The organism is Aeromonas sp. DSM 116730, assembly GCF_046581335.1.
Lineage (GTDB): Bacteria > Pseudomonadota > Gammaproteobacteria > Enterobacterales > Aeromonadaceae > Aeromonas > Aeromonas rivipollensis.
The window spans coordinates 410001-429532 of the sequence record NZ_CP144265.1 but is presented as its reverse complement, the minus strand read 5'-3'; the positions used below and the strand labels follow the sequence as shown (position 1 = coordinate 429532).

Below are 19532 nucleotides of genomic sequence, written 5' to 3'. Positions count from 1 at the left end.
GCTGCGTCAGACCCGGCATCAGGCCGAGGTCATGATCTGATAGAGTTCTTCGTCGCTGGTCGCCTGGCGCAACTGGCGGCAGACGGCCTTGTCACCCAGCTTGGATGCCATCAGGGAAAGGGTCTTGAGATGCTGCTTGCACTCGCTTTCCGGCACCAGCAATGCAAAGAGCAGGTCAACCGGTTGATTGTCGATAGAATCGAAAGGGATGGGTTCGGAGAAGGTCATCAGCACGGCCGTCGGCGCAAAGGCGTCGTCGATCCGGCCATGGGGAATGGCGATACCGGCACCGATCCCGGTACTGCCCATCTTTTCCCGCGCCAGCAGGCTTTCAAACAGCACCTGGCGGGAGGCGCCGAGGCGCTCTGCGGCCAGCTCACTGATGATCTCGAGGGCGCGTTTCTTGCTGGTACAAGGGACCGCACTCTTGGTGCAGTCCCGACTCAGTATGTGTTCAAGTTGCATAGTTATTTTTGATTTAACTTATCTTTGTGCTTGATGATCTGCCGATCCAGTTTATCCAGCAGGGTATCAATCGCCGCATACATGTCGGCATGCTGCGAATTGGCGAACACCTCACCACCGCTGACATGCAGCTTGGCTTCGGCGATCTGGTTCAGTTTTTCGACGCTCAACACCACATGTACGTTGTTGATATGGTCAAAGTGACGCTCGAGTTTGGCAAATTTGTTATTCACATAATCACGCAGAGCTTCGGTAATCTCGACATGGTGTCCGGTCAGGTTAATTTGCATAACGTCTTCCTTTTGTTTGCCTAAACCAGGCGTTTGCGCTGATTGGATGGCGGGATCAACAAGGATTCACGGTACTTTGCGATCGTGCGTCTCGCCACCATAATACCCTGTTCGGCCAGCAAATCCGCGATCTTGCTATCACTAAGCGGTTTGGCCGGGTTTTCGGCCGTCACCAGCTTCTTGATCAGGGCACGAATTGCGGTCGATGAGCACTCTCCTCCTCCCTCCGTGTTGACATGACTGGAGAAAAAAAACTTCAGTTCAAAGATGCCACGGGGCGTATGCATGTACTTCTGGGTCGTCACCCGTGAAATCGTCGACTCGTGCATCTCCACCGCCTCGGCGATGTCGTTGAGTACCATGGGTTTCATGGCCTCTTCACCGTATTCGAAGAAGCCCTGCTGCTGCTCGACTATGCAGCTGGCCACCTTGAGCAGGGTGTCGTTGCGACTCTCCAGGCTCTTGATGAACCACTTGGCTTCCTGCAGATGGGAGCGGATGAACTGGGTATCCGTGCTGCTGCGGGCATTGCGTGCCATGGCCGCATAGGCCTCGTTGACACGAATGCGCGGCGCCGAATCCGGGTTGAGCTCAACCACCCACTTGCTGCCCTTCTTGACCACGGATACATCCGGGATCACGTATTGCGATTCACTCTGGATGATGCCATTGCCGGGTCTGGGCTCCAGCTGCTGGATGAGATCCAGCACCTCCTTGAGGTCGCTCTCCTTGAGCCGGGTCTTACGTGCCAGGGTGCGGTAGTCGCGGTTGCCGAGCAGATCCATGTGCTCGCGGATCACCTCCCTTGCCTCATTGAGCCAGGGCAGATCCGGCGAGTACTGGCCAAGCTGGATCAGCAGACACTCCTGCACCGAGCGCGCGGCTATGCCAACCGGATCGAAATGCTGCACTCGCTTGAGCACGGCTTCCACTTCATCCAGTTCAACTTCTACCTCTTCACTGCTGACTGCAGCCTGAATATCTTCGAGAGAGACGGTCAGGTAGCCGGACTCATCGATGGCATCGATGATGGCGAGGGCGATGGCGGCATCCAGATCGCTGAACGGCGTCAAGCGCATCTGCCACAGCAGATAGTCCTGCAGGTTCTCGGTGGTTTCCCCCTGATAGACGCTGTCTTCCCCATCATGGATGGGGCCGGCGCTCTGGGCCGTACCGGCGGAGTAGACCTCATCCCAGGTGGTGTCCACCGGCAGTTCATCCGGCATCTTGTCCTGCGCCATGGCGTCGCTGGAGTCGAGTTGACTGGCGTCCTGGGGCTCTATCGGGCTGGTTTCCTGCGCCTCATTCTCCTCCTGCTCCAGCAAGGGGTTATTATCGAGCGCTTGCTGAATTTCCTGCTGGAGTTCCAGGGTGGAGAGCTGGAGCAGACGAATCGCTTGTTGTAATTGTGGCGTCATGGTCAGTGACTGACCGAGGCGCAACTGTAATGTCGGCTTCATCTACGTCGGGATATCCTTATGTTCAGCGAGGCAATCACCTAACAAAAATGAGGGGTGCCCCCTTACTATAGACTGAATTGATCGCCCAAATAGACGCGCTTGACCTGCTCATCGGCGAGGATATCGGCCGGTGCCCCCTCGGCAATCATCTTGCCGTGGCTGACGATGTAGGCCTTCTCGCACACATCCAGCGTCTCTCTGACGTTGTGATCCGTGATCAGCACACCCAGCCCTCTTTCCTTCAGATGCTGGATGATCTTCTTGATGTCTATGACCGAAATAGGATCAACACCTGCAAAGGGTTCATCCAACAGGATGAATCGCGGCTCTGCCGCCAGCGCCCGGGCAATCTCGACCCGGCGTCGCTCCCCGCCAGACAGGCTCTGACCCAGGCTGTCGCGAATATGGGTGATGTTGAACTCTTCCAGTAACTGCTCGACCTTATCCTCACGCTCCTCGCGGCTCAACCCCTTGCGGGTCTGCATGACACCCATCAGGTTGTCGAACACCGAAAGGCGCCGGAAGATGGAGGCCTCCTGGGGCAGATAGCCGATGCCATTGCGGGCGCGGATATGCATGGGCTGCAGGCTGATGTCCTGCTCATCTATGGTGATGAGGCCCGCATCCCGCTGCACCAGGCCCACGATCATGTAGAAGGAGGTGGTCTTGCCGGCACCATTCGGGCCGAGCAGCCCCACTATCTGGCCGGTGCCCACTTCCAGACTCACGTCGCTGACCACCATGCGGCGCTTGTAGCTCTTCTGCAAACCCGTTGCTTTTAACACTGCCATGGCTTCTGTTTCCTACTTCTTCTGATCGGCGGGTTTGTCGAAGTTTTCTACCTGATCCGGCAGGAACACCGTCTTGACTCGCTGGGTGGGTCCCTTGCTCTCGGCGATCATCTTCTGTTTGACGATGTCGTAGCGGATGAGGTCGCCGGTGACCTGGCTGTCTTCCTGCTTGAGCTGGCCGTTGCCCGTGATGGTGACCAGGCGGTTCTTCAGCTCATAGCGAATGCTGTTGCCGTGGGCATTGACCGGCTTGCCGTTGTCCAGGATCTGGAAGAAGGTGGCGGGATTGCCATAGGCGGTCATCACCTCGGCCCCTTTATCGCCGGAGCGGATCACCACCACCTTGTCGGCCTTAATCTTGATGGTGCCCTGGGTGATGATCACGTCTTCGCTGAAGGTGATGCGGTTGTCCTGCATCTCGGCCACTTGCTTGACCGCATCCACATAGACCTTCTCGGCAAAGTCGGACTCTTTGGCGCTCACTGTACTGCACAGAAGCAGGGCCGCGAGGACCAGATTAACGTTTTTCATTGAAATAAGTGGCATGGCCTTTATCCAGTAATTCGAAATATTTACGTTCCAGATGGCCCTTCAGGCCAACGCCCTCGGTCTGGAATTCCTGACCCACTATGCTGATGTGCTGGTTGCTTCTCACGTCCTGAGTCACCAGATCCAGCTCCAGATAAGGGGTATCCAGCGTGGAGATGAAAGACGCCGGCAGCAGGCCGTCCAGATGTACCTTGTCACGCAGTATCACGTTGTCATCTGTGTTGAGCACCCCGGTTTCGGCCGTGACTTTCCATTCGGCCTCCCCCTGCTCATCGAACATGTAGACCACCGGCTTGTCGAAGGTGGCCTGCTCGAGGATCTGGTAATACTCCGCATATTCGGACTCCAACCGCTCGGTCCGTTTGCCCTGCTCGTTGAAGCGGGTCGTGACCAGGTTCTTGGCGGTGAAGTCCGGTTGATAGTTCTCTACCTTGGCAGCCGGTTCGGGCGCCAGCTCGATCTCGCCGAGCTGCCAGGCGGCAAGCGCCGCCAGAAACAGCAGGGCAAACAGAAACGTCTGCTTGTTCATACCGAGGCCTCGGGTTGGTAGTCGCCCAAGCCCTGCGCCTGCAGGATGAGATCGCACACCTCGCGCACCGCGCCCACTCCGCCCCCCAGACGGGTCACCAGATCGGCACGAGCCAGCACCAGCGGATGGGCATCCGCCACCGCTATGCCGAGACCGCAGGCCTGCATCACCGGCAGATCTATGGTGTCGTCCCCCATGTAGGCGGCCTGTTCCGGCATCAGGCCCAGCTTGGCCAGCAGCGCCTCGAAGTGGGGCAGCTTCTGATCCGCCCCCTGCACCAGGTGCTGCACCCCCAGGCCCCTCATCCGATCGCTGACGATACGGGAGTTGCGCCCTGTGATGATGGCAATCTCGATGCCGGCGTTGAGCAGGGCACGCATGCCTGCACCGTCGCGGGTGCAGAAGGTCTTCAGCTCTTCGCCGTTATTGCCCATATAGATGAAGCCATTGGAGAGCACCCCATCCACATCGCACACCAGCAGGCGGATCTGCGCCGCCTTCTCGTACTGGCTGCGCGTCACCGGACCATAGAGGGTCGGTACGTCTTGCATCAAATCACCCCGGCTCTCAGCAGGTCGTGCATGTTAAAGGCGCCAAGTGGCCGCCGCTCTTCATCCACCACCAGCAATCCGTTTATCTTTCTGGTTTCCATCAGTTTGACGGCCTCGGCCGCCATCATCTCAGGCCCTACGGTAACACAGTTGGCCGTCATTACGCGGCTGATCGGGGTGTGGTGAATGTCCACCTGCAGATCCAGGATCCGGCGCAAGTCACCGTCGGTGAACAGACCGGCCAGCAGCCCCTGCTCATCCACCACAGCCGTCATGCCGAGGCCCTTGCGGCTCACTTCCAGCAGCGCCTGGCTGATGGTGGCATCTATCCCCACCCGGGGCAACAGCTCGCCGCTGTGCATCAGATCGCCGACCCGCAGCAACAGCCGCTTGCCCAGCGACCCGCCCGGGTGCGAGAGCGCGAAGTCATCGGCGGTAAAGCCACGCGCTTCCAGCAGGGCCACGGCCAGGGCGTCCCCCATCACCAGGGTCGCCGTGGTGCTGGAGGTCGGGGCCAGACCCAGCGGGCAGGCCTCTTTCTCCACCTTGATGCACAGGTGCACGTTGGCCTCCTTGGCCATGGTGGAGGCCGGATTGCCGGTCATGCAGATGAGCGGAATGCCGCGACGCTTGAGCACCGGCAGCAGGGCGAGGATCTCGTCACTCTCGCCTGAGTTGGAGATGGCGATGATGAGGTCCCCGGCGGAGATCATCCCCAGATCCCCGTGGCTGGCTTCGCCAGGGTGGAGGAAGAAGGCTGGCGTGCCGGTGCTGGCCAGGGTCGCGGCAATCTTGTTGCCGACATGACCCGACTTGCCCATGCCGGTGACCACTATCTTGCCGGCGCAGCGCAGCACCATCTCGCAGGCGCGCTCGAAGGTCTCGTCGAGGTACTGGTAGAGCCCATCGATGGCTTGTTTTTCTATGTCCAGCACCGCACGGGCACTGCGACGGAAATCGAACAATTCAGACACTTTTTCAGGCTTTACAGACATAAAGGCACAGCTCCGGGCCGAAATTTGCTGCGGGATTATAAAAAAGTCTGCCGAGATAAGCGAATCGGATGCGGGACGCTCTGCCGCTGATGCAAGTTGTTACATAAAACTGTCGCGTATTTGGGGGGCAAAGCCGCTCAATAGTTGTTCCTTGCTGTTGCTTAGACCTAGACTAGCCCATAAAATTCGCTCTTCATTTATACCGGATGGACAATTGTTTGAACGATGACCTGATCACCATCTCCGACCTGACCTTCAGTCACGGAGATAGGTTGCTGTACGACAGGATCAACCTGACCATTCCCCGTGGCAAGGTCACCGCCGTCATGGGCCCCAGCGGCATCGGCAAGACCACCTTGCTGCGCCTGATCGGTGGCCAGCTGAAGCCTGAGTCCGGTCATATTCTGTTTGACGGGGAAGACATCCCCACCCTATCCCGCAGCCGTCTGTATGAAGTGCGCAAGCGGATGAGCATGCTGTTCCAGAGCGGCGCCCTGTTCACCGGCATGACGGTGTTCGACAACGTGGCCTTCCCGCTGCGCGAACACTCGGGTCTGCCGGAAGAGCTGATCCACACCATCGTCATGATGAAGTTGCAGGCGGTGGGTCTGCGTGGTGCCGCCCGCCTGATGCCCTCCGAGCTCTCCGGCGGCATGGCCCGTCGTGCGGCCCTGGCCAGATCCATAGCACTGGATCCGGATCTCATCATGTATGACGAGCCCTTCGTCGGCCAGGATCCCATTACCATGGCGGTGCTGGTCAAGCTCATCAAGGAACTCAACGATGCCCTCGGCATCACCTCCGTCATCGTCACCCACGATGTGAAGGAGGTGCTCAGCATCGCCGACTACGCCTACATCATCGCCAACCGCAGGGTGGTGGCACAGGGCACGCCGGAGCAACTTCGCGAGGAGCACAATCCCGAGGTCGAGCAGTTCCTCAAGGGATTGCCCGACGGTCCTGTTCCGTTTCATTTTCCGGCAGGCGACCTGCTACAGGATCTGTGATGTTCATAAGTCAGATAAGCAAGCTGGGGCGGAGCGGGGTGCGCTTCATCAGCGCCGTCGGCCGCGCCACCATAATGCTGTTTCACGCGTTGGCGGGCAAACCCGAGCCCCGCAAGCACTTCCCCCTGCTGGTACAGCAGCTCTATGTGGTGGGGGTACAATCGGTCGCCATCATACTGGTGTCGGGTCTCTTCATCGGCATGGTGCTCTCCTTGCAGGGTTACAACGTACTGAAGGACTTCGGCGCCGAGCAGAGTCTGGGGCCTCTGGTCTCCCTCTCCCTGCTGCGGGAGCTGGGCCCTGTGGTCACCGCCCTGCTGTTTGCCGGTCGTGCGGGTTCGGCCCTCACCGCCGAGATCGGCCTGATGAAGGCCACCGAGCAGCTCTCCAGCCTGGAGATGATGGCGGTGGACCCGCTGCGCCGGGTAGTAGCCCCCCGTTTCTGGGCTGGCGTCATCAGCATGCCGCTGCTGGCCTTCATGTTCAGCCTGATCGGCATCTTCGGCGGCAAACTGGTCGGGGTCGACTGGCTGGGGGTGGATGAGGGCAGTTTCTGGTCTGCCATGCAGGCCTCCGTCGACTGGCAGGACGACATCATGCAAGGGGCCATCAAGAGTGTGATATTCGCTCTGGTGGTGACCTGGATCGCGCTCTTCAATGGCTATGATGCCAAGCCGACCTCGGCCGGGATCAGTCAGGCGACGACCCGTACCGTGGTCCACTCATCCCTGGCCGTGCTCGGTCTGGATTTTATACTCACCGCAGTCATGTTTGGATAAGGGAAAGATGAAGTTCAGCAAAGTAGAATTCCTGGTCGGTGCCTTCATGCTGGCTGGCATCGCAGCCATTCTGGCGTTGGCACTGCAAGTGGCGGGATTGAGTTTCAAACCGGAAGGAGAAACCTATACCCTGCGCGCCCATTTCGATAATATCGGCGGCCTGAAAGTGCGCTCGCCGGTCAAGGTCGGCGGCGTCGTCGTCGGTCGAGTCAGCGACATCACGCTGGATGCCAAGAGCCAGGTACCCATCGTCTCCCTGCAGATGCAAAAGAGTGCCGGCGAGTTCTCCGAAACCAGCACCCTCTCCATCCTGACCTCGGGTCTGCTGGGCGAGCAGTATGTCGGCCTGGCACCGGGCTTCACCGATGAAGAGATGGGCACCAGCATGCTCAAGGATGGCGATATGATCGAAGACACCAAGTCTGCCATAGTGCTGGAAGACCTGATTGGCAAGTTCCTCTACAGCCAGTCTTCCCCGGCCACCGATACGCCAGCAACCAAGGAGTAACCATGTTCAAGAAGATCGCCCTGCTGCTGGGCCTGATGACCAGCATGCTGTTTTCCGTCTCCGCCCTGGCGGCGGTCAATGCCGCCGATCCCTATGCCCTGGTGGATCAGGCTGCCCAGCAGACCTTCGCCCGCCTGAAGGCGGACAAGTCCCAGGTCAAGAGCAACCCGGATCACCTGCGGGTGATCATCCGCGAAGAGCTGCTGCCCTATGTGGACAACCGCTTCGCCGCCTACAAGGTGCTTGGCAACCAGATCAAGGAAACCACCCCGGCCCAGCGCGATGCCTTCGTCCAGGTGTTCACCGAGTACATGGTGAGCTCCTACGCCGATGCCCTGGCCCATTTCGACAAGCAGACCGTCAAGGTCCAGCCGGGCAAGGCGCCCGGTGACAGCAACATCACCGCCGTCAACGTCAGCGTGAAAGAGGCCGGCAAACCGGACATCTTCCTCGAGTTCAAGCTGCGCAAGAACAACAAGACAGGTGAATGGAAGGCCTTCGACATGGTTGCCGAAGGGATCAGCCTGCTCTCCGCCAAGCAGAGCGAGCTCGGTGGCCTCATTCGCCAGAACGGCATAGATGCGGTGATCGCCCAGTTGCGCGAGCACAATGCCAAGCCGCTGGTGCTCAAGTCATGACACTCCAGGGGGAGCTGCAGGCACCGCAGGTCAACGCCCTGTGGCAACGGCGATCCGAGTGGTGGCAAGATGATGCGCTCGATATGAGCGGGGTCACCACCCTGGATTCCGCCGGCCTGGCCCTGCTGGTCAAGTGGGCCAAAGCCACCCTGACACGGGGGGCCACGCCGCAACTGGTGGGCGCCTCCACTGATTTTTATACCCTGGCCAAGCTGTACGGTGTGGCCAGTCTGTTTCAACCCACCCCGCCCAACACCGAGGACGCATAATGCAAGTCTCTGAAATTGAAGCGATACTCCTTGAGGCCTTGCCATTGTCCGAAGTCCATGTCAAAGGCGACGGCAGTCACTATCAGGTGATTGCGGTCGGCGACATGTTTGACGGCATGAGCCGGGTCAAGAAGCAGCAGGCCATCTATGCCCCGCTGATGGACAAGATCGCCAGCAACGCCATCCACGCCCTCTCCATCAAGGCCTTTACCGATGCCGAATGGAAGCGCGAACGTAAATTCCTAATGCCCTCCTGATTTGGTATCTAAGTAAATGGACAAATTCAAGATCACCGGCCCCTGCACCCTCTCCGGTGAAGTGACCATCTCCGGCGCCAAAAACGCCGCCCTGCCGATCCTGTTCGCCACCCTGCTGTGCGACGAGGAGATCCAGCTCTCGAACGTGCCGCGCCTCAAAGACGTAGGCACTACCCTCAAGCTGCTGGAGATGCTGGGTGCCAGCACCAAGGTCAACGGCAACGTGACCGTGCTGACCGGCGCCGTGAACAACCACGTCGCCCCCTACGAGCTGGTGAAGACCATGCGCGCCTCCATACTGGCGCTGGGCCCACTGGCCGCCCGTTTCGGCGCGGCTGACGTCTCCCTGCCCGGTGGCTGCGCCATCGGTGCCCGCCCGGTCAACCTGCACGTTCACGGCCTCGAGCTGATGGGCGCCAAGATCGCCATCGAAGATGGCTACATCAAGGCCCGTGTCGACGGTCGCCTCAAGGGTGCCCACATCCTGATGGACATGATCTCTGTCACCGGTACCGAGAACCTGATGATGGCCGCCACCCTGGCGGACGGTCGCACCGTGATCGAAAACGCCGCCCGCGAGCCGGAAGTGGTCGATCTCGCCAACTTCCTCAACACCCTGGGCGCCAAGATCCAGGGTGCGGGCACCGACACCCTGACCATCGATGGCGTCGAGCGTCTGCACGGCGGCAGCTACAGCGTGCAGCCAGACCGTATCGAAACCGGTACCTTCCTGGTCGGTGCCGCCGTCACCGGGGGCAAGATCACCTGCCGCAAGACCGACCCTTCCCTGCTGGAAGCCGTCCTCGTCAAGCTGGAAGAGGCCGGTGCGCTCATCGAGAAGGGGGAAGACTGGATCTCCCTCGACATGACGGGTCGCACCCTCAAGCCGGTCACCATCAAGACGGCCCCCTACCCGGCCTTCCCGACCGACATGCAGGCGCAGTTCACCGTACTGAACGCCGTGGCCAAGGGCACCGGCATGGTCACCGAGACCATCTTCGAGAACCGCTTCATGCACGTGCCCGAGCTGGTACGTATGGGTGCTGACATCGAACTGCAGGGTAACGTGGCAATCTGCCGCGACACCGAACAACTCAAGGGTGCCCAGGTGATGGCAACCGATCTGCGCGCCTCCGCCAGCCTGGTCCTCGCCGGCTTCGTGGCCGAGGGCACCACCATGGTCGAGCGCATCTATCACATCGACCGTGGCTATGAAGACATAGAGCACAAGCTGCAAGGCCTGGGCGGCTGCATAGAGCGCATCAAGGAGTGATCATCACCCCTTGCCGATGAGCACTAAAAAGGCCCCCTCGCCAGGCGAGGGGGCCTTTTTCATTTCCGTGTCCCGTCCTGAATATGGTTTACACCTTTCCCCCACATAAATGGAGAATCCGATGGGACAAGGTGTGAAAAGGACACAGCGCGATTACTCGCTGACTTTTAAACTGGCGCTGGTCGAGCAGATTGAAAAAGGCGAGCTCACCTACAAACAGGCTCAGGCCCGTTATGGCATTCAGGGCCGCTCCACCGTTCTGGTATGGTTGCGTAAACATGGTCGGCAAGATTGGAGCCAGGGGGCTTCTGTGCGCGCCGGCAGGAGCATCACCATGCTTGACCCCGACAACCAGACGCCCGAACAGCGAATCAAGGAACTCGAGCAGCAGCTGGCGCTGATGAGCCAGAAGGCCCAGTTCTTTGAGGCCGTGGTCGATGTGCTGAAGAATGATTACGGCGTCTCCATCGTAAAAAAGCGACCCGGCAAGTCCTCTCGCTGCGGCAAGTCGAGAGGCTGAGCATCGTCAGGGCTTGCCTGTTTCTGGGAATAAGCCGTCAGGCTTACTACAAGCGCAATCGAGTTGCCGACCTGCGCCATGCACAGGGGTTGCAGGTGGTGCGCTTAGTGCGTCAGATACGGCTGCGGCAACCGCGGGTGGGCACCCGCAAGCTGCATTATCTGCTTCAGGGTCAGGATGATGGCGGGCTGAAGGTCGGGCGGGACAGGCTGTTTCAGATATTGGCCGAGCACCGCCTGCTGGTGCAGTCCAGGCGGGCGTATCACAAGACCACCCACAGCTTTCACCGTTTCTACCGTCATCCCAACTTGCTCAAGGCGGGGCCGGAGCAGGTCTGGGTCGCCGACATCACCTATCTGCCAGCCAGGAGCGGGCCGCTGTACCTGAGCCTGGTGACGGATGCTTACTCACGCAAGATAGTGGGCCATCACGTGCACGAAGGGATGCACGCCGAGTCGGTGGCGATGGCGTTCAAGAAAGCACTGAAGCAACGGCGTGGCGGCGGGGAGCTTATCCATCACTCGGACCGCGGCGTGCAGTATTGCTCGGGCTTCTATCAGGCGCTGCATGCCCGGCACGGGGTGAAATGCTCGATGACGGATGGTTATGACTGTTACCAGAATGCGTTGGCGGAGCGGGTGAACGGGATTTTGAAAGGGGAGTTGTTGTTGCAAAGCCCGCAGGACCTGGCGCAAGCGCGGGAGATGGTGAGTGAGGCGGTGGATATTTACAACCTGGAGCGACCGCATCATGCGTTGAAATACAGAACCCCCGATGCGGTGCATCGGGGGCTCTGAGTCACGTGAAGCTAGACGAAAATGTGTAAACCTATTTCAGGACTAGACACCGGAGTCTGGCGGCTTAGTGCCCCGCCAGCTTCATCTGCTCGACCAGCACAGAGCCCGTCTTGAGGCTGGAGCGCTCGTCCTCGTCGTTCCCCACCGCCACCAGGGTACTGAACATATCGGCCAGGTTGCCGGCTATGGTGATCTCCTCAACCGGATAGAGGATCTCGCCATTTTCCACCCAGAAACCGGCGGCGCCGCGGGAGTAGTCACCATTGACGATGTTGACCCCCTGCCCCATCAGCTCGGTCACCAGCAGGCCGGTACCCATCTCTTTGAGCATGCCCTGGAAATCCTGGCCGGTATTGGAAACCTGCCAGTTATGGATGCCACCGGCGTGGCCCGTGGTGGTCAACCCCAGTTTGCGGGCCGAGTAGGAGGTGAGCAGCCAACTCATCAGCTCGCCGTTGCGGACTATGTCCATGTCGCGGGTGCGTACCCCTTCACCGTCGAAGGGGGTACTGGCAAGCCCCCCCAGCAGGTGTGGAAACTCCCGAATGCTGAGCCACTCAGGCAGTATCTGCTTGCCCAGTTTATCCAGCAGGAAGCTCGACTTGCGATAGAGGTTGCCGCCGCTGATGGCCATCACCAGATGGCCCCACAGGCCGGCGGCGGTGTCGGGATGAAACAGCACGGGGGCGTGGCGGGTGCTGATCTTGCGGGCCCCCAGACGGGAGACGGTACGCTCCACCGCCTCGTCAGCGATACGCTGCGGGGTCCAGAGGCCGGAGAGGGCGCGGCTGGAGGAGTAGCCATAGTCCCGCTGCATGTCCCCATCCTGCTCGCCGATCAGCACGCAGCTCAGGGAGTTGCGCGACGCCGCATAGCCTTTGACGAAGCCATGGCTGTTGCCATAGACCTTGACCCCCAGATGGCTTGAAAAGCTGGCGCCATCGGAGTGCTTGATGCGGGCATCACGCCCCAGGGCCAGCCGCTCGCACTCGATGGCCAGCTCGATGCCACGCTGGGGATCCAGCTCGATTGAGTGACAGAGTTGCAGATCCGGGGCATCCCAGGCCAGCAGTTCGGCATCCGCCAGGCCGGCATATTCATCGGGGGAGGTATGGCGGGCAATCTCCATGGCCGCTTCGACGGCGGCGCGGATGGCAGGCTTGCCGAGATCCGTGGTCGAAGAAGATCCCTTGCAGCCATTGCGATAGACGGCGATGCCGAGCGCTCCATCCTTGTTGAACTCGATGCTTTCCAGCTCACAGCCCCGGGTATTCACCGACAGCCCTGTCTGCTTGCTGATGGAGACTTCCGCAAGCCCGGCACCCAGCCCCTTGGCTATCTCCAGGGCCTCGGCGACCACCGCCTCGAGATGGGCTTGATCCTGGCGGATTTGATCTTGCTGGTCCATAACTCACATCTGTATGAAGGAAGGAAAGGGGCTAAGCATATCAGACCCCTGCGCCCAGCGGGAGAAGCTGGTAACATATCCCCCAACGCGAATGACAGGAATCAGAGACCGATGAGTCAGTATCAAGACGACAACGAATTGGACGATTGGGGTCCAAGCAAGAGCCAGCTCAAGCGCGACGCCGAGGCACTGCAGAAACTGGGGGCCGAGATCGTCTCCCTGAGCCACAGCGAGCTGGAACGGATCCCGCTGGATGAAGAGTTGGCCGAAGCCGTCGAGCTGGGCCGCAAGCTCAAACCCAAAAAGGACGAGTCCTTCCGCCGCCACCTGCAGTTCATCGGCCGCCTGATGCGCAGCCGGGATATAGAGCAGATCGAGGAAGCCCTCTCCATCATCAAGATGCGTCACTCCACCGTGAATGCCCGCCTGCACCGGCTGGAGCAGTGGCGTGAGCGCCTGATCACCGAGGGTGACAGCGCTCTCAACGAACTGATGTCCCAGTTCCACGAGCTGGATCGCCAGAAGCTGCGTCAGCTGATCCGCACCGCCAACAAGGAGCGGGAGCTGAACAAGCCGCCGGTAGCCTATCGCGAGATGTACCAGTACCTGCGCGGCGAGATAGAACATCTGCTGTAAGTCATGATGCCGGCGCGGGACACCTGTCGCCGACAGAAACAAAAACGGGGCCAAGCTGGCCCCGTTTTTTATGCGCCGTCAGCTGCCCGGCAAACACTGGGTGTGAGTGCCCGGTTGCAGATAGGGCACCAGCAAGGGCGCCATCCCCTTGAGGACCTGTACCGGCAGTGCCGAGGTGAAGCGAAACTTGTCGGACTGGCTGCCAGGCACATAGGCCGTCAGGGTGCCGAAGTGATCATCCCCTATATAGAAGACAAAGGTCGCTGTCCGGTTGCGCGCCAGCGAGCTGGTGACATTGCCGTAGCGACCGACAGTCTCGATCCTGTTGTCCCCCGTCCCCGTCTTGCCCCCCAACGACAGCACAGTGCCATCCTGCAAGGCAAAGGCACCGGCGATGCGCCGTGCCGTGCCGCCTTCCACCACCTTGGACAGGGCATTGCGCAGGGCGGTGGCCACCTCGGCGGGCATCACCCGCACACCCTGGGTGTTGGCCGGTTCGAACGCGGTAGCGAAGGGCGTGTCCTTGGCAAAAGAGAGATGCTCAATCCGCAGGGTCGGTGCCCGCATCCCGCCGTTCTGGATGATCCCCATCAACTCAGCCAAAGCGGCGGGTCTGTCACCCGAGCTGCCCAGGGCGGTCGCCAGGGAGGGAACCAGGTGATCAAACGGATAACCCAGGCGTGCCCAGCGCTGATGGATGTCGAGGAAGGCCTCGACCTCCAGCATGGTGCGGATCCGGCTATCCCGGGCGCTGCGATGGCGGGTCTTGAACAGCCAGCTGTAGACCTCCTGACGCTCATCCCGGCTGGCCGCAACCGCATCGGCGAAGGTAGCCTTGTCAAACTCCCTGAGATAGGAAAGCAGCCACAGCTCCAGCGGGTGGACGCGGGCGATATAGCCTTGATCCGGCAGTGAATACTTACCAGGACCATAGCTGGTATAGAGCTGCTCGACTCGCTTGTCGCTCAGCTTGTCCCGCGGCAGGCGCTTCGCCAGGAAGGCGGCAAAGTCGGCCTGTGACGCTTCCGGCATCAGATAGCGATGCACGGCCGCGAGGCGCACCGCGCTCGGCTTGAGGCCGTCGAGGAAGGTATCGAGCTGCTCATCCGTGGTCTTGCCGCGATATTTGCGCCAGAAGCGCAGCAGATAGGTCTGGCCCTCCTTGTCGGCAAACTTGGCCAGATACTCGGTACGACGGGGATCCTTGTCATCCTTGAGCAATTGGGCGCGGTTGCCTTCCTTGTAGAGGCTGTAGCGCACTATGTCCCGCATCAGCCGCACGAAGGGCAGGTTGATGGATTCACGCAAGGCGTCACGGATAGGCGGAATGCGGCCATTGTCTTCCTTGCGGAAGTTGTTGAAGGTGTGCATGCCGCCGCCGGTGAAGAAGCCCTCGTAGGGGCTGGCGGAGTATTTGCGATCCAGCGCCGCCTCCAGCATCACGGGCAGGCTCTTGTCCTTGGCACTCATCAGGTAGGCAATGGCCCAACGGCTAATGTTGTCCTGATCGGAGACCTCTATCTTGCGCAGGCTCTCGGCCGGCATGTTCCCGTAGCTGTCATGCAGCTCGGTCACTATCTCAAGATAGGTGGTCAGCACCCGCAGCTTGGCGGTAGAGCCCAGCTCCAGCTTGCTGCCCTCGTTGATGTCGAACGGCTGATCCGTGTTGTCGGTCTGCACCCGCACCTTGACCCCTTCCGGCGTCTTCTCGAACAGGGTGAAGCTGTATCTCACGTCCCCCGTCTTCTCCGGCGAGAGCAGGCGCTCACCAAACAGCCCCACCTGGGCGGCGAATGTGGGGTCCGCCAACTGCTGCAGATAACGGGAGACGTCATTTTGCAGCGGCATGTTGAGGGTCGTATCCGCCGTCAGATCCATGCGGTCCAGATCATAGAGCTGAACCCCGAGCTGGCGACTGAGGCGGGTGCGCGCGACCTGCAACCCCTTGTTGTTATTGACCCGGGTGATCGCCGGCGCCTGCAGGAAGTCACGGAACGCAAGCTTGGCCTTGAGTGCCGACTCCATCAGGGGCGGCGTGATCATGCCCTCCTGCACGAACAGACGCAGGTAGCTGTCAGTCAGGGTCGAGAGCGCCTCCCGTCCCTGGGCCAGATAGTAGGAGGGGCGACGGTGGGCAATCATCAGGGAGACGACCTGGCGCAGCGCCAGCCCCTGCTCGGCCAGGGTGGCATCCTGATTGCGAGCGGGATCCAGCAGGCGATTCACCTCATCCACATCGGCACCAAACCAGACCCAGAGACCATCCCCCAGGCCGTGCACCTCGCCATAGCCCGGGGCAGCGGAGAGCGGTACCGAGTTGAGATAGGCCCAGGCCACCAGTTTGCGTGCTTCCAGGGTTTCTGGCCCCAATCGATAGGCCCGCACGCTGGCCGAGGCCATCTGGCGGATCTTCTCGGTGGGGGACAGGGTCAAACCATCAGGGGAGTGACGATACTTCTCCACCTGGGTCGCCAGCGTACTGCCGCCGGCGGATTGATCCTGCATGTCCAGCGCCTTGCCCACCTGGGACAGTGCAGCCTTGGCAAAACGGGGCCAGTCTACCGCCGGGTTGGCCAGTGGCTGCTCGTTGCTCAGCAGCTCCCGGTTCTCGATAAACAGCAGCGACTGTATGACCAGAGGAGGGATGGAGTTGAAATCAGGATAGTAATGGGTCGGGTACTTGTATTGATAGAAAGGCTCGGCACGGCAGTCGTGCAGAGTCAGCCCCGCCTGCACCTTCTCGGTATAGGGGACGAAGAAACCATGGCTGGCGTAGTTGTAGAGCGCATCGGAAAAACGCACCTGCTCGCTCACCTGATAGCCACGCTGGATGAGGCGCTCCTGGATCATGGGCATCAGCACATAACCGAGTCGCTTGTCGAAGGGGCCATCATCCGGGAAGGTGATCTGCTTGCTGGGACCGGGTTCCAGCTCATAAGTCAGCTTGGCGGCATAACGGGAGATCTCCTGCGACTGCAATCGGGAGGTCTTCATTTCATAACCGACCAGGGCGATCACGGCAGCCAGGCAAAGCAAAAAGATGAAACAGAACAACCAGCGCCACCAGGGGCGACGCTTGCGCTGATATTGCCCGTCCGCATGCGGTACGGATGAATCCTGAGATGCCACTTTGTTCGAATCCGTCTGTTTTGATGCGCCCATATCAGCCCCACCATGGTTGCGCAATTTATTGTCTTTCAATCAAGCTTAGTCGTTTCAAGTCAAGGGCTTGAAAACTATTGACCGCTTTGCAGCGATGTTAACAGGGCGCTTGTAAAAATGGGAGCCGATTGTTGCAGTACGGCGAGAGATCCGAGCTGCGGAGTGGAAATGAAACACCGGCTGGAAGCCGGTGTTCGAGAATGGCGATGTGGGCTTACTTGCTGGTACTCATGCCCTTGAGCTTGGTGCTCAGCTCTTTGCGCTCCTTGGAAAGCTCGGCATTCTTGATGATGTGATCATCAACACGCTCTTCGTAATCGGTGCGCATGTTGGCGATGATGGCCTGCACCTCATCGATGCTCATGCCGGGCTTGATATAGTCACTCAGGTTGTCGAGCAACAGCACCCGCTTCTGGTTGTCACGGATCTTCTTCTCGTTGTCCGCGATTTCACGCTTGAGCTTGTTCTGACGACGGGACATACGCACATATTCCAACACATCGCTGAAAGTAGACTTGTTTACTTGTTCCATATCGGTACCACTGACTGAAGGTGAATGAAAACGGGTGGGATGCTCTCATACCAGATGGAGAAGCAAAGGCACGGTATGGGCAAACCCGGAATGCCCTTTACTCTACCGAGTTATGATGCAGATACAACCCCAATTGCAGGCCCGACGCCGGCTTTCAGCAGGATAGCGCCGCGTGAGGAATCAAATGGAAAACCGGTGAGAGTGCAGATCCAGGCGTGGCGGCATACGAAGCCTCGGAAGCCGGAGGTCATGAGCACCAACAGGTGACGAAACTGGTGAACTCAAGGAATAATCAGACGAGATCTCGACGAGCAGTGGCAGGTTTGGTGGAACTTCAGACAATAAAAAACCCCGCTCGATGAGCGGGGTTTCTTGTATTGGGTGCCTGGCAGTGTCCTACTCTCGCATGGCGAATGCCACACTACCATCGGCGCTACCGCGTTTCACTTCTGAGTTCGGCATGGGATCAGGTGGTTCCACGGCGCTATGGCCGCCAGGCAAAATCTTCAATCTCGGAAAGCTGACGTGAATAACGACTTAGCTAGTTTGCTTTGTCATTATCACTGAATTAGGTAGTAGTTCGTTCACTTGCTACAAGGCCAGAAACACTTCTTGGGTGTTGTATGGTTAAGCCTCACGGGTAATTAGTATGGGTTAGCTCAACACGTCGCCGCGCTTACACACCCCACCTATCAACGTTGTGGTCTCCAACGGCCCTTTAGGACCCTCAAGGGGTCAGGGATGACTCATCTCAGGGCTCGCTTCCCGCTTAGATGCTTTCAGCGGTTATCGATTCCGAACTTAGCTACCGGGCAGTGCCACTGGCGTGACAACCCGAACACCAGAGGTTCGTTCACTCCGGTCCTCTCGTACTAGGAGCAACTCCCTTCAATCATCCAACGCCCACGGCAGATAGGGACCGAACTGTCTCACGACGTTCTGAACCCAGCTCGCGTACCACTTTAAATGGCGAACAGCCATACCCTTGGGACCGACTTCAGCCCCAGGATGTGATGAGCCGACATCGAGGTGCCAAACACCGCCGTCGATATGAACTCTTGGGCGGTATCAGCCTGTTATCCCCGGAGTACCTTTTATCCGTTGAGCGATGGCCCTTCCATTCAGAACCACCGGATCACTATGACCTACTTTCGTACCTGCTCGACCTGTCCGTCTCGCAGTTAAGCTGGCTTATGCCATTGCACTAACCTCCTGATGTCCGACCAGGATTAGCCAACCTTCGTGCTCCTCCGTTACTCTTTGGGAGGAGACCGCCCCAGTCAAACTACCCACCAGGCACTGTCCGCGAGCCCGATTCAGGGCCCTGCGTTAGAACATCAAACATACAAGGGTGGTATTTCAAGGACGGCTCCAGCGCAACTGGCGTCACGCCTTCAAAGCCTCCCACCTATCCTACACATGTAGGTTCAATGTTCAGTGCCAAGCTGTAGTAAAGGTTCACGGGGTCTTTCCGTCTAGCCGCGGGTACACCGCATCTTCACGGCGAATTCGATTTCACTGAGTCTCGGGTGGAGACAGCATGGCCATGGTTACACCATTCGTGCAGGTCGGAACTTACCCGACAAGGAATTTCGCTACCTTAGGACCGTTATAGTTACGGCCGCCGTTTACCGGGGCTTCGATCAAGAGCTTCGCTTGCGCTAACCCCATCAATTAACCTTCCGGCACCGGGCAGGTGTCACACCCTATACGTCCACTTTCGTGTTTGCAGAGTGCTGTGTTTTTGATAAACAGTCCCAGCCATCTGGTCACTGCGACTCCCAACTGCTCCATCCGCAAGGGACTTCACTGTCAAGAGCGAACCTTCTCCCGAAGTTACGGTTCTATTTTGCCTAGTTCCTTCACCCGAGTTCTCTCAAGCGCCTTGGTATTCTCTACCCGACCACCTGTGTCGGTTTGGGGTACGATGACTTGTAATCTGAAGCTTAGAGGCTTTTCCTGGAAGCAGGGCATCAATGGCTTCACCACCGTAGTGGCTTCGTCTCGTGTCTCAGTGTTGTGTCTCCGGATTTGCCTAGAAACACCACCTACGCACTTTCACCAGGACAACCGTCGCCTGGCCCACCTAGCCTTCTCCGTCCCCCCATCGCAATTA

Annotated in this window: 19 protein-coding genes, 2 rRNA genes and 1 pseudogene (1 of these 22 only partly in view); 9 read left to right on the top strand and 13 right to left on the bottom strand. The window is 59.2% G+C overall.

Annotated features, from left to right (window positions below; all coding sequences use genetic code 11):
- Nucleotides 1-18: 18 nt before the first annotated feature.
- The 8 genes from ptsN to Aeroheme_RS02065 form a co-directional block, all read right to left on the bottom strand.
- Nucleotides 19-465, bottom strand: a complete 447-nt coding sequence (gene ptsN, locus Aeroheme_RS02100) for a PTS IIA-like nitrogen regulatory protein PtsN (protein ID WP_010675870.1) — start codon at nucleotides 463-465, stop codon at nucleotides 19-21.
- Nucleotides 466-467: 2 nt separating this feature from the next.
- Complete coding sequence (hpf, locus tag Aeroheme_RS02095) at nucleotides 468-755, bottom strand: ribosome hibernation promoting factor (RefSeq protein WP_005305957.1); 288 nt, start codon at nucleotides 753-755, stop codon at nucleotides 468-470.
- A gap of 20 nt (nucleotides 756-775) precedes the next feature.
- Nucleotides 776-2215 (bottom strand): RNA polymerase factor sigma-54, encoded by a 1440-nt coding sequence (locus Aeroheme_RS02090; protein ID WP_106885626.1) that lies wholly within the window; start codon nucleotides 2213-2215, stop codon nucleotides 776-778.
- A gap of 65 nt (nucleotides 2216-2280) precedes the next feature.
- The gene (gene lptB, locus Aeroheme_RS02085; RefSeq protein WP_010675872.1) at nucleotides 2281-3006 is read right to left on the bottom strand and encodes an LPS export ABC transporter ATP-binding protein; all 726 of its coding nucleotides are present in this window, start codon (nucleotides 3004-3006) and stop codon (nucleotides 2281-2283) included.
- Between the two features lie 12 nt (nucleotides 3007-3018).
- Entirely contained in the window at nucleotides 3019-3537 is a 519-nt protein-coding gene (gene lptA / locus Aeroheme_RS02080) for a lipopolysaccharide transport periplasmic protein LptA (RefSeq protein ID WP_042649049.1), read from the bottom strand.
- Nucleotides 3524-4084, bottom strand: coding sequence for an LPS export ABC transporter periplasmic protein LptC (gene lptC, locus Aeroheme_RS02075; protein ID WP_042649050.1), 561 nt, complete (start codon nucleotides 4082-4084; stop codon nucleotides 3524-3526). Before lptC ends, lptA begins: the two co-directional genes overlap by 14 nt.
- The gene (kdsC, locus tag Aeroheme_RS02070; protein ID WP_205642598.1) at nucleotides 4081-4635 is read right to left on the bottom strand and encodes a 3-deoxy-manno-octulosonate-8-phosphatase KdsC; all 555 of its coding nucleotides are present in this window, start codon (nucleotides 4633-4635) and stop codon (nucleotides 4081-4083) included. Before kdsC ends, lptC begins: the two co-directional genes overlap by 4 nt.
- The gene (locus Aeroheme_RS02065; RefSeq protein ID WP_025328534.1) at nucleotides 4635-5630 is read right to left on the bottom strand and encodes a KpsF/GutQ family sugar-phosphate isomerase; all 996 of its coding nucleotides are present in this window, start codon (nucleotides 5628-5630) and stop codon (nucleotides 4635-4637) included. The genes kdsC and Aeroheme_RS02065 overlap by 1 nt, the downstream gene beginning before the upstream one ends.
- Nucleotides 5631-5836: 206 nt before the next feature.
- Between Aeroheme_RS02065 and mlaF the strand changes: the two genes are divergently transcribed.
- The 8 genes and pseudogenes from mlaF (at nucleotide 5837) to Aeroheme_RS02025 (ending at nucleotide 11724) form a co-directional block, all read left to right on the top strand.
- Complete coding sequence (gene mlaF, locus Aeroheme_RS02060) at nucleotides 5837-6637, top strand: phospholipid ABC transporter ATP-binding protein MlaF (protein ID WP_025328535.1); 801 nt, start codon at nucleotides 5837-5839, stop codon at nucleotides 6635-6637.
- On the top strand, nucleotides 6637-7416 hold the full coding sequence (gene mlaE, locus Aeroheme_RS02055; RefSeq protein ID WP_025328536.1) for a lipid asymmetry maintenance ABC transporter permease subunit MlaE: 780 nt from the start codon (nucleotides 6637-6639) through the stop codon (nucleotides 7414-7416). The genes mlaF and mlaE overlap by 1 nt, the downstream gene beginning before the upstream one ends.
- A 7-nt stretch (nucleotides 7417-7423) precedes the next feature.
- Entirely contained in the window at nucleotides 7424-7924 is a 501-nt protein-coding gene (gene mlaD, locus Aeroheme_RS02050; protein ID WP_106885624.1) for an outer membrane lipid asymmetry maintenance protein MlaD, read from the top strand.
- Nucleotides 7925-7926: 2 nt separating this feature from the next.
- Nucleotides 7927-8562, top strand: a complete 636-nt coding sequence (mlaC, locus tag Aeroheme_RS02045; protein WP_042649053.1) for a phospholipid-binding protein MlaC — start codon at nucleotides 7927-7929, stop codon at nucleotides 8560-8562.
- Entirely contained in the window at nucleotides 8559-8831 is a 273-nt protein-coding gene (locus tag Aeroheme_RS02040) for a lipid asymmetry maintenance protein MlaB (protein ID WP_042649054.1), read from the top strand. The genes mlaC and Aeroheme_RS02040 overlap by 4 nt, the downstream gene beginning before the upstream one ends.
- Nucleotides 8831-9088, top strand: a complete 258-nt coding sequence (ibaG, locus tag Aeroheme_RS02035; RefSeq protein WP_033115468.1) for a BolA family iron metabolism protein IbaG — start codon at nucleotides 8831-8833, stop codon at nucleotides 9086-9088. Before Aeroheme_RS02040 ends, ibaG begins: the two co-directional genes overlap by 1 nt.
- A gap of 16 nt (nucleotides 9089-9104) precedes the next feature.
- Nucleotides 9105-10361, top strand: coding sequence for a UDP-N-acetylglucosamine 1-carboxyvinyltransferase (gene murA, locus Aeroheme_RS02030; protein WP_025328540.1), 1257 nt, complete (start codon nucleotides 9105-9107; stop codon nucleotides 10359-10361).
- 121 nt (nucleotides 10362-10482) lie between these two features.
- Nucleotides 10483-11724: pseudogene (locus Aeroheme_RS02025) on the top strand (IS3 family transposase).
- A gap of 18 nt (nucleotides 11725-11742) precedes the next feature.
- Here the strand turns inward: Aeroheme_RS02025 and pmbA are convergent.
- Nucleotides 11743-13086 (bottom strand): metalloprotease PmbA, encoded by a 1344-nt coding sequence (gene pmbA, locus Aeroheme_RS02020; RefSeq protein WP_234690677.1) that lies wholly within the window; start codon nucleotides 13084-13086, stop codon nucleotides 11743-11745.
- Between the two features lie 111 nt (nucleotides 13087-13197).
- Here pmbA and yjgA point away from each other — a divergent pair, with 111 nt between their 5' ends.
- A complete protein-coding gene (gene yjgA, locus Aeroheme_RS02015; RefSeq protein ID WP_106885621.1) occupies nucleotides 13198-13722 on the top strand; it encodes a ribosome biogenesis factor YjgA in 525 nt (174 codons plus the stop codon).
- Nucleotides 13723-13800: 78 nt separating this feature from the next.
- Here yjgA and Aeroheme_RS02010 read toward each other — a convergent pair whose 3' ends face one another.
- The 4 genes from Aeroheme_RS02010 to Aeroheme_RS01995 all read right to left on the bottom strand — a co-directional run.
- Nucleotides 13801-16884 carry a transglycosylase domain-containing protein gene (locus Aeroheme_RS02010; protein ID WP_289985698.1) on the bottom strand — a complete coding sequence of 1028 codons (3084 nt, stop codon included), beginning with the start codon at nucleotides 16882-16884 and terminating at the stop codon, nucleotides 13801-13803.
- 214 nt (nucleotides 16885-17098) lie between these two features.
- Nucleotides 17099-17416: a PTS system regulator TmaR gene (tmaR, locus tag Aeroheme_RS02005; RefSeq protein WP_025328544.1), complete on the bottom strand. Its 318-nt coding sequence runs from the start codon at nucleotides 17414-17416 to the stop codon at nucleotides 17099-17101.
- A 383-nt stretch (nucleotides 17417-17799) separates the two neighbouring features.
- A 5S ribosomal RNA gene (gene rrf, locus Aeroheme_RS02000) occupies nucleotides 17800-17914 on the bottom strand.
- Between the two features lie 125 nt (nucleotides 17915-18039).
- Nucleotides 18040-19532, bottom strand: a 23S ribosomal RNA gene (locus Aeroheme_RS01995) (it continues 1397 nt past the right edge of the window).

What these genes read in the sequence shown, in the direction of transcription:
- ptsN (WP_010675870.1), bottom strand. Translation starts at nt 465, where the DNA reads ATGCAACTTGAACACATACTGAGTCGGGACTGCACCAAGAGTGCGGTC.
- hpf (WP_005305957.1), bottom strand. Translation starts at nt 755, where the DNA reads ATGCAAATTAACCTGACCGGACACCATGTCGAGATTACCGAAGCTCTG.
- Aeroheme_RS02090 (WP_106885626.1), bottom strand. Translation starts at nt 2,215, where the DNA reads ATGAAGCCGACATTACAGTTGCGCCTCGGTCAGTCACTGACCATGACG.
- lptB (WP_010675872.1), bottom strand. Translation starts at nt 3,006, where the DNA reads ATGGCAGTGTTAAAAGCAACGGGTTTGCAGAAGAGCTACAAGCGCCGC.
- lptA (WP_042649049.1), bottom strand. Translation starts at nt 3,537, where the DNA reads ATGAAAAACGTTAATCTGGTCCTCGCGGCCCTGCTTCTGTGCAGTACA.
- lptC (WP_042649050.1), bottom strand. Translation starts at nt 4,084, where the DNA reads ATGAACAAGCAGACGTTTCTGTTTGCCCTGCTGTTTCTGGCGGCGCTT.
- kdsC (WP_205642598.1), bottom strand. Translation starts at nt 4,635, where the DNA reads ATGCAAGACGTACCGACCCTCTATGGTCCGGTGACGCGCAGCCAGTAC.
- Aeroheme_RS02065 (WP_025328534.1), bottom strand. Translation starts at nt 5,630, where the DNA reads ATGTCTGTAAAGCCTGAAAAAGTGTCTGAATTGTTCGATTTCCGTCGC.
- mlaF (WP_025328535.1), top strand. Translation starts at nt 5,837, where the DNA reads ATGGACAATTGTTTGAACGATGACCTGATCACCATCTCCGACCTGACC.
- mlaE (WP_025328536.1), top strand. Translation starts at nt 6,637, where the DNA reads ATGTTCATAAGTCAGATAAGCAAGCTGGGGCGGAGCGGGGTGCGCTTC.
- mlaD (WP_106885624.1), top strand. Translation starts at nt 7,424, where the DNA reads ATGAAGTTCAGCAAAGTAGAATTCCTGGTCGGTGCCTTCATGCTGGCT.
- mlaC (WP_042649053.1), top strand. Translation starts at nt 7,927, where the DNA reads ATGTTCAAGAAGATCGCCCTGCTGCTGGGCCTGATGACCAGCATGCTG.
- Aeroheme_RS02040 (WP_042649054.1), top strand. Translation starts at nt 8,559, where the DNA reads ATGACACTCCAGGGGGAGCTGCAGGCACCGCAGGTCAACGCCCTGTGG.
- ibaG (WP_033115468.1), top strand. Translation starts at nt 8,831, where the DNA reads ATGCAAGTCTCTGAAATTGAAGCGATACTCCTTGAGGCCTTGCCATTG.
- murA (WP_025328540.1), top strand. Translation starts at nt 9,105, where the DNA reads ATGGACAAATTCAAGATCACCGGCCCCTGCACCCTCTCCGGTGAAGTG.
- pmbA (WP_234690677.1), bottom strand. Translation starts at nt 13,086, where the DNA reads ATGGACCAGCAAGATCAAATCCGCCAGGATCAAGCCCATCTCGAGGCG.
- yjgA (WP_106885621.1), top strand. Translation starts at nt 13,198, where the DNA reads ATGAGTCAGTATCAAGACGACAACGAATTGGACGATTGGGGTCCAAGC.
- Aeroheme_RS02010 (WP_289985698.1), bottom strand. Translation starts at nt 16,884, where the DNA reads ATGGGCGCATCAAAACAGACGGATTCGAACAAAGTGGCATCTCAGGAT.
- tmaR (WP_025328544.1), bottom strand. Translation starts at nt 17,416, where the DNA reads ATGGAACAAGTAAACAAGTCTACTTTCAGCGATGTGTTGGAATATGTG.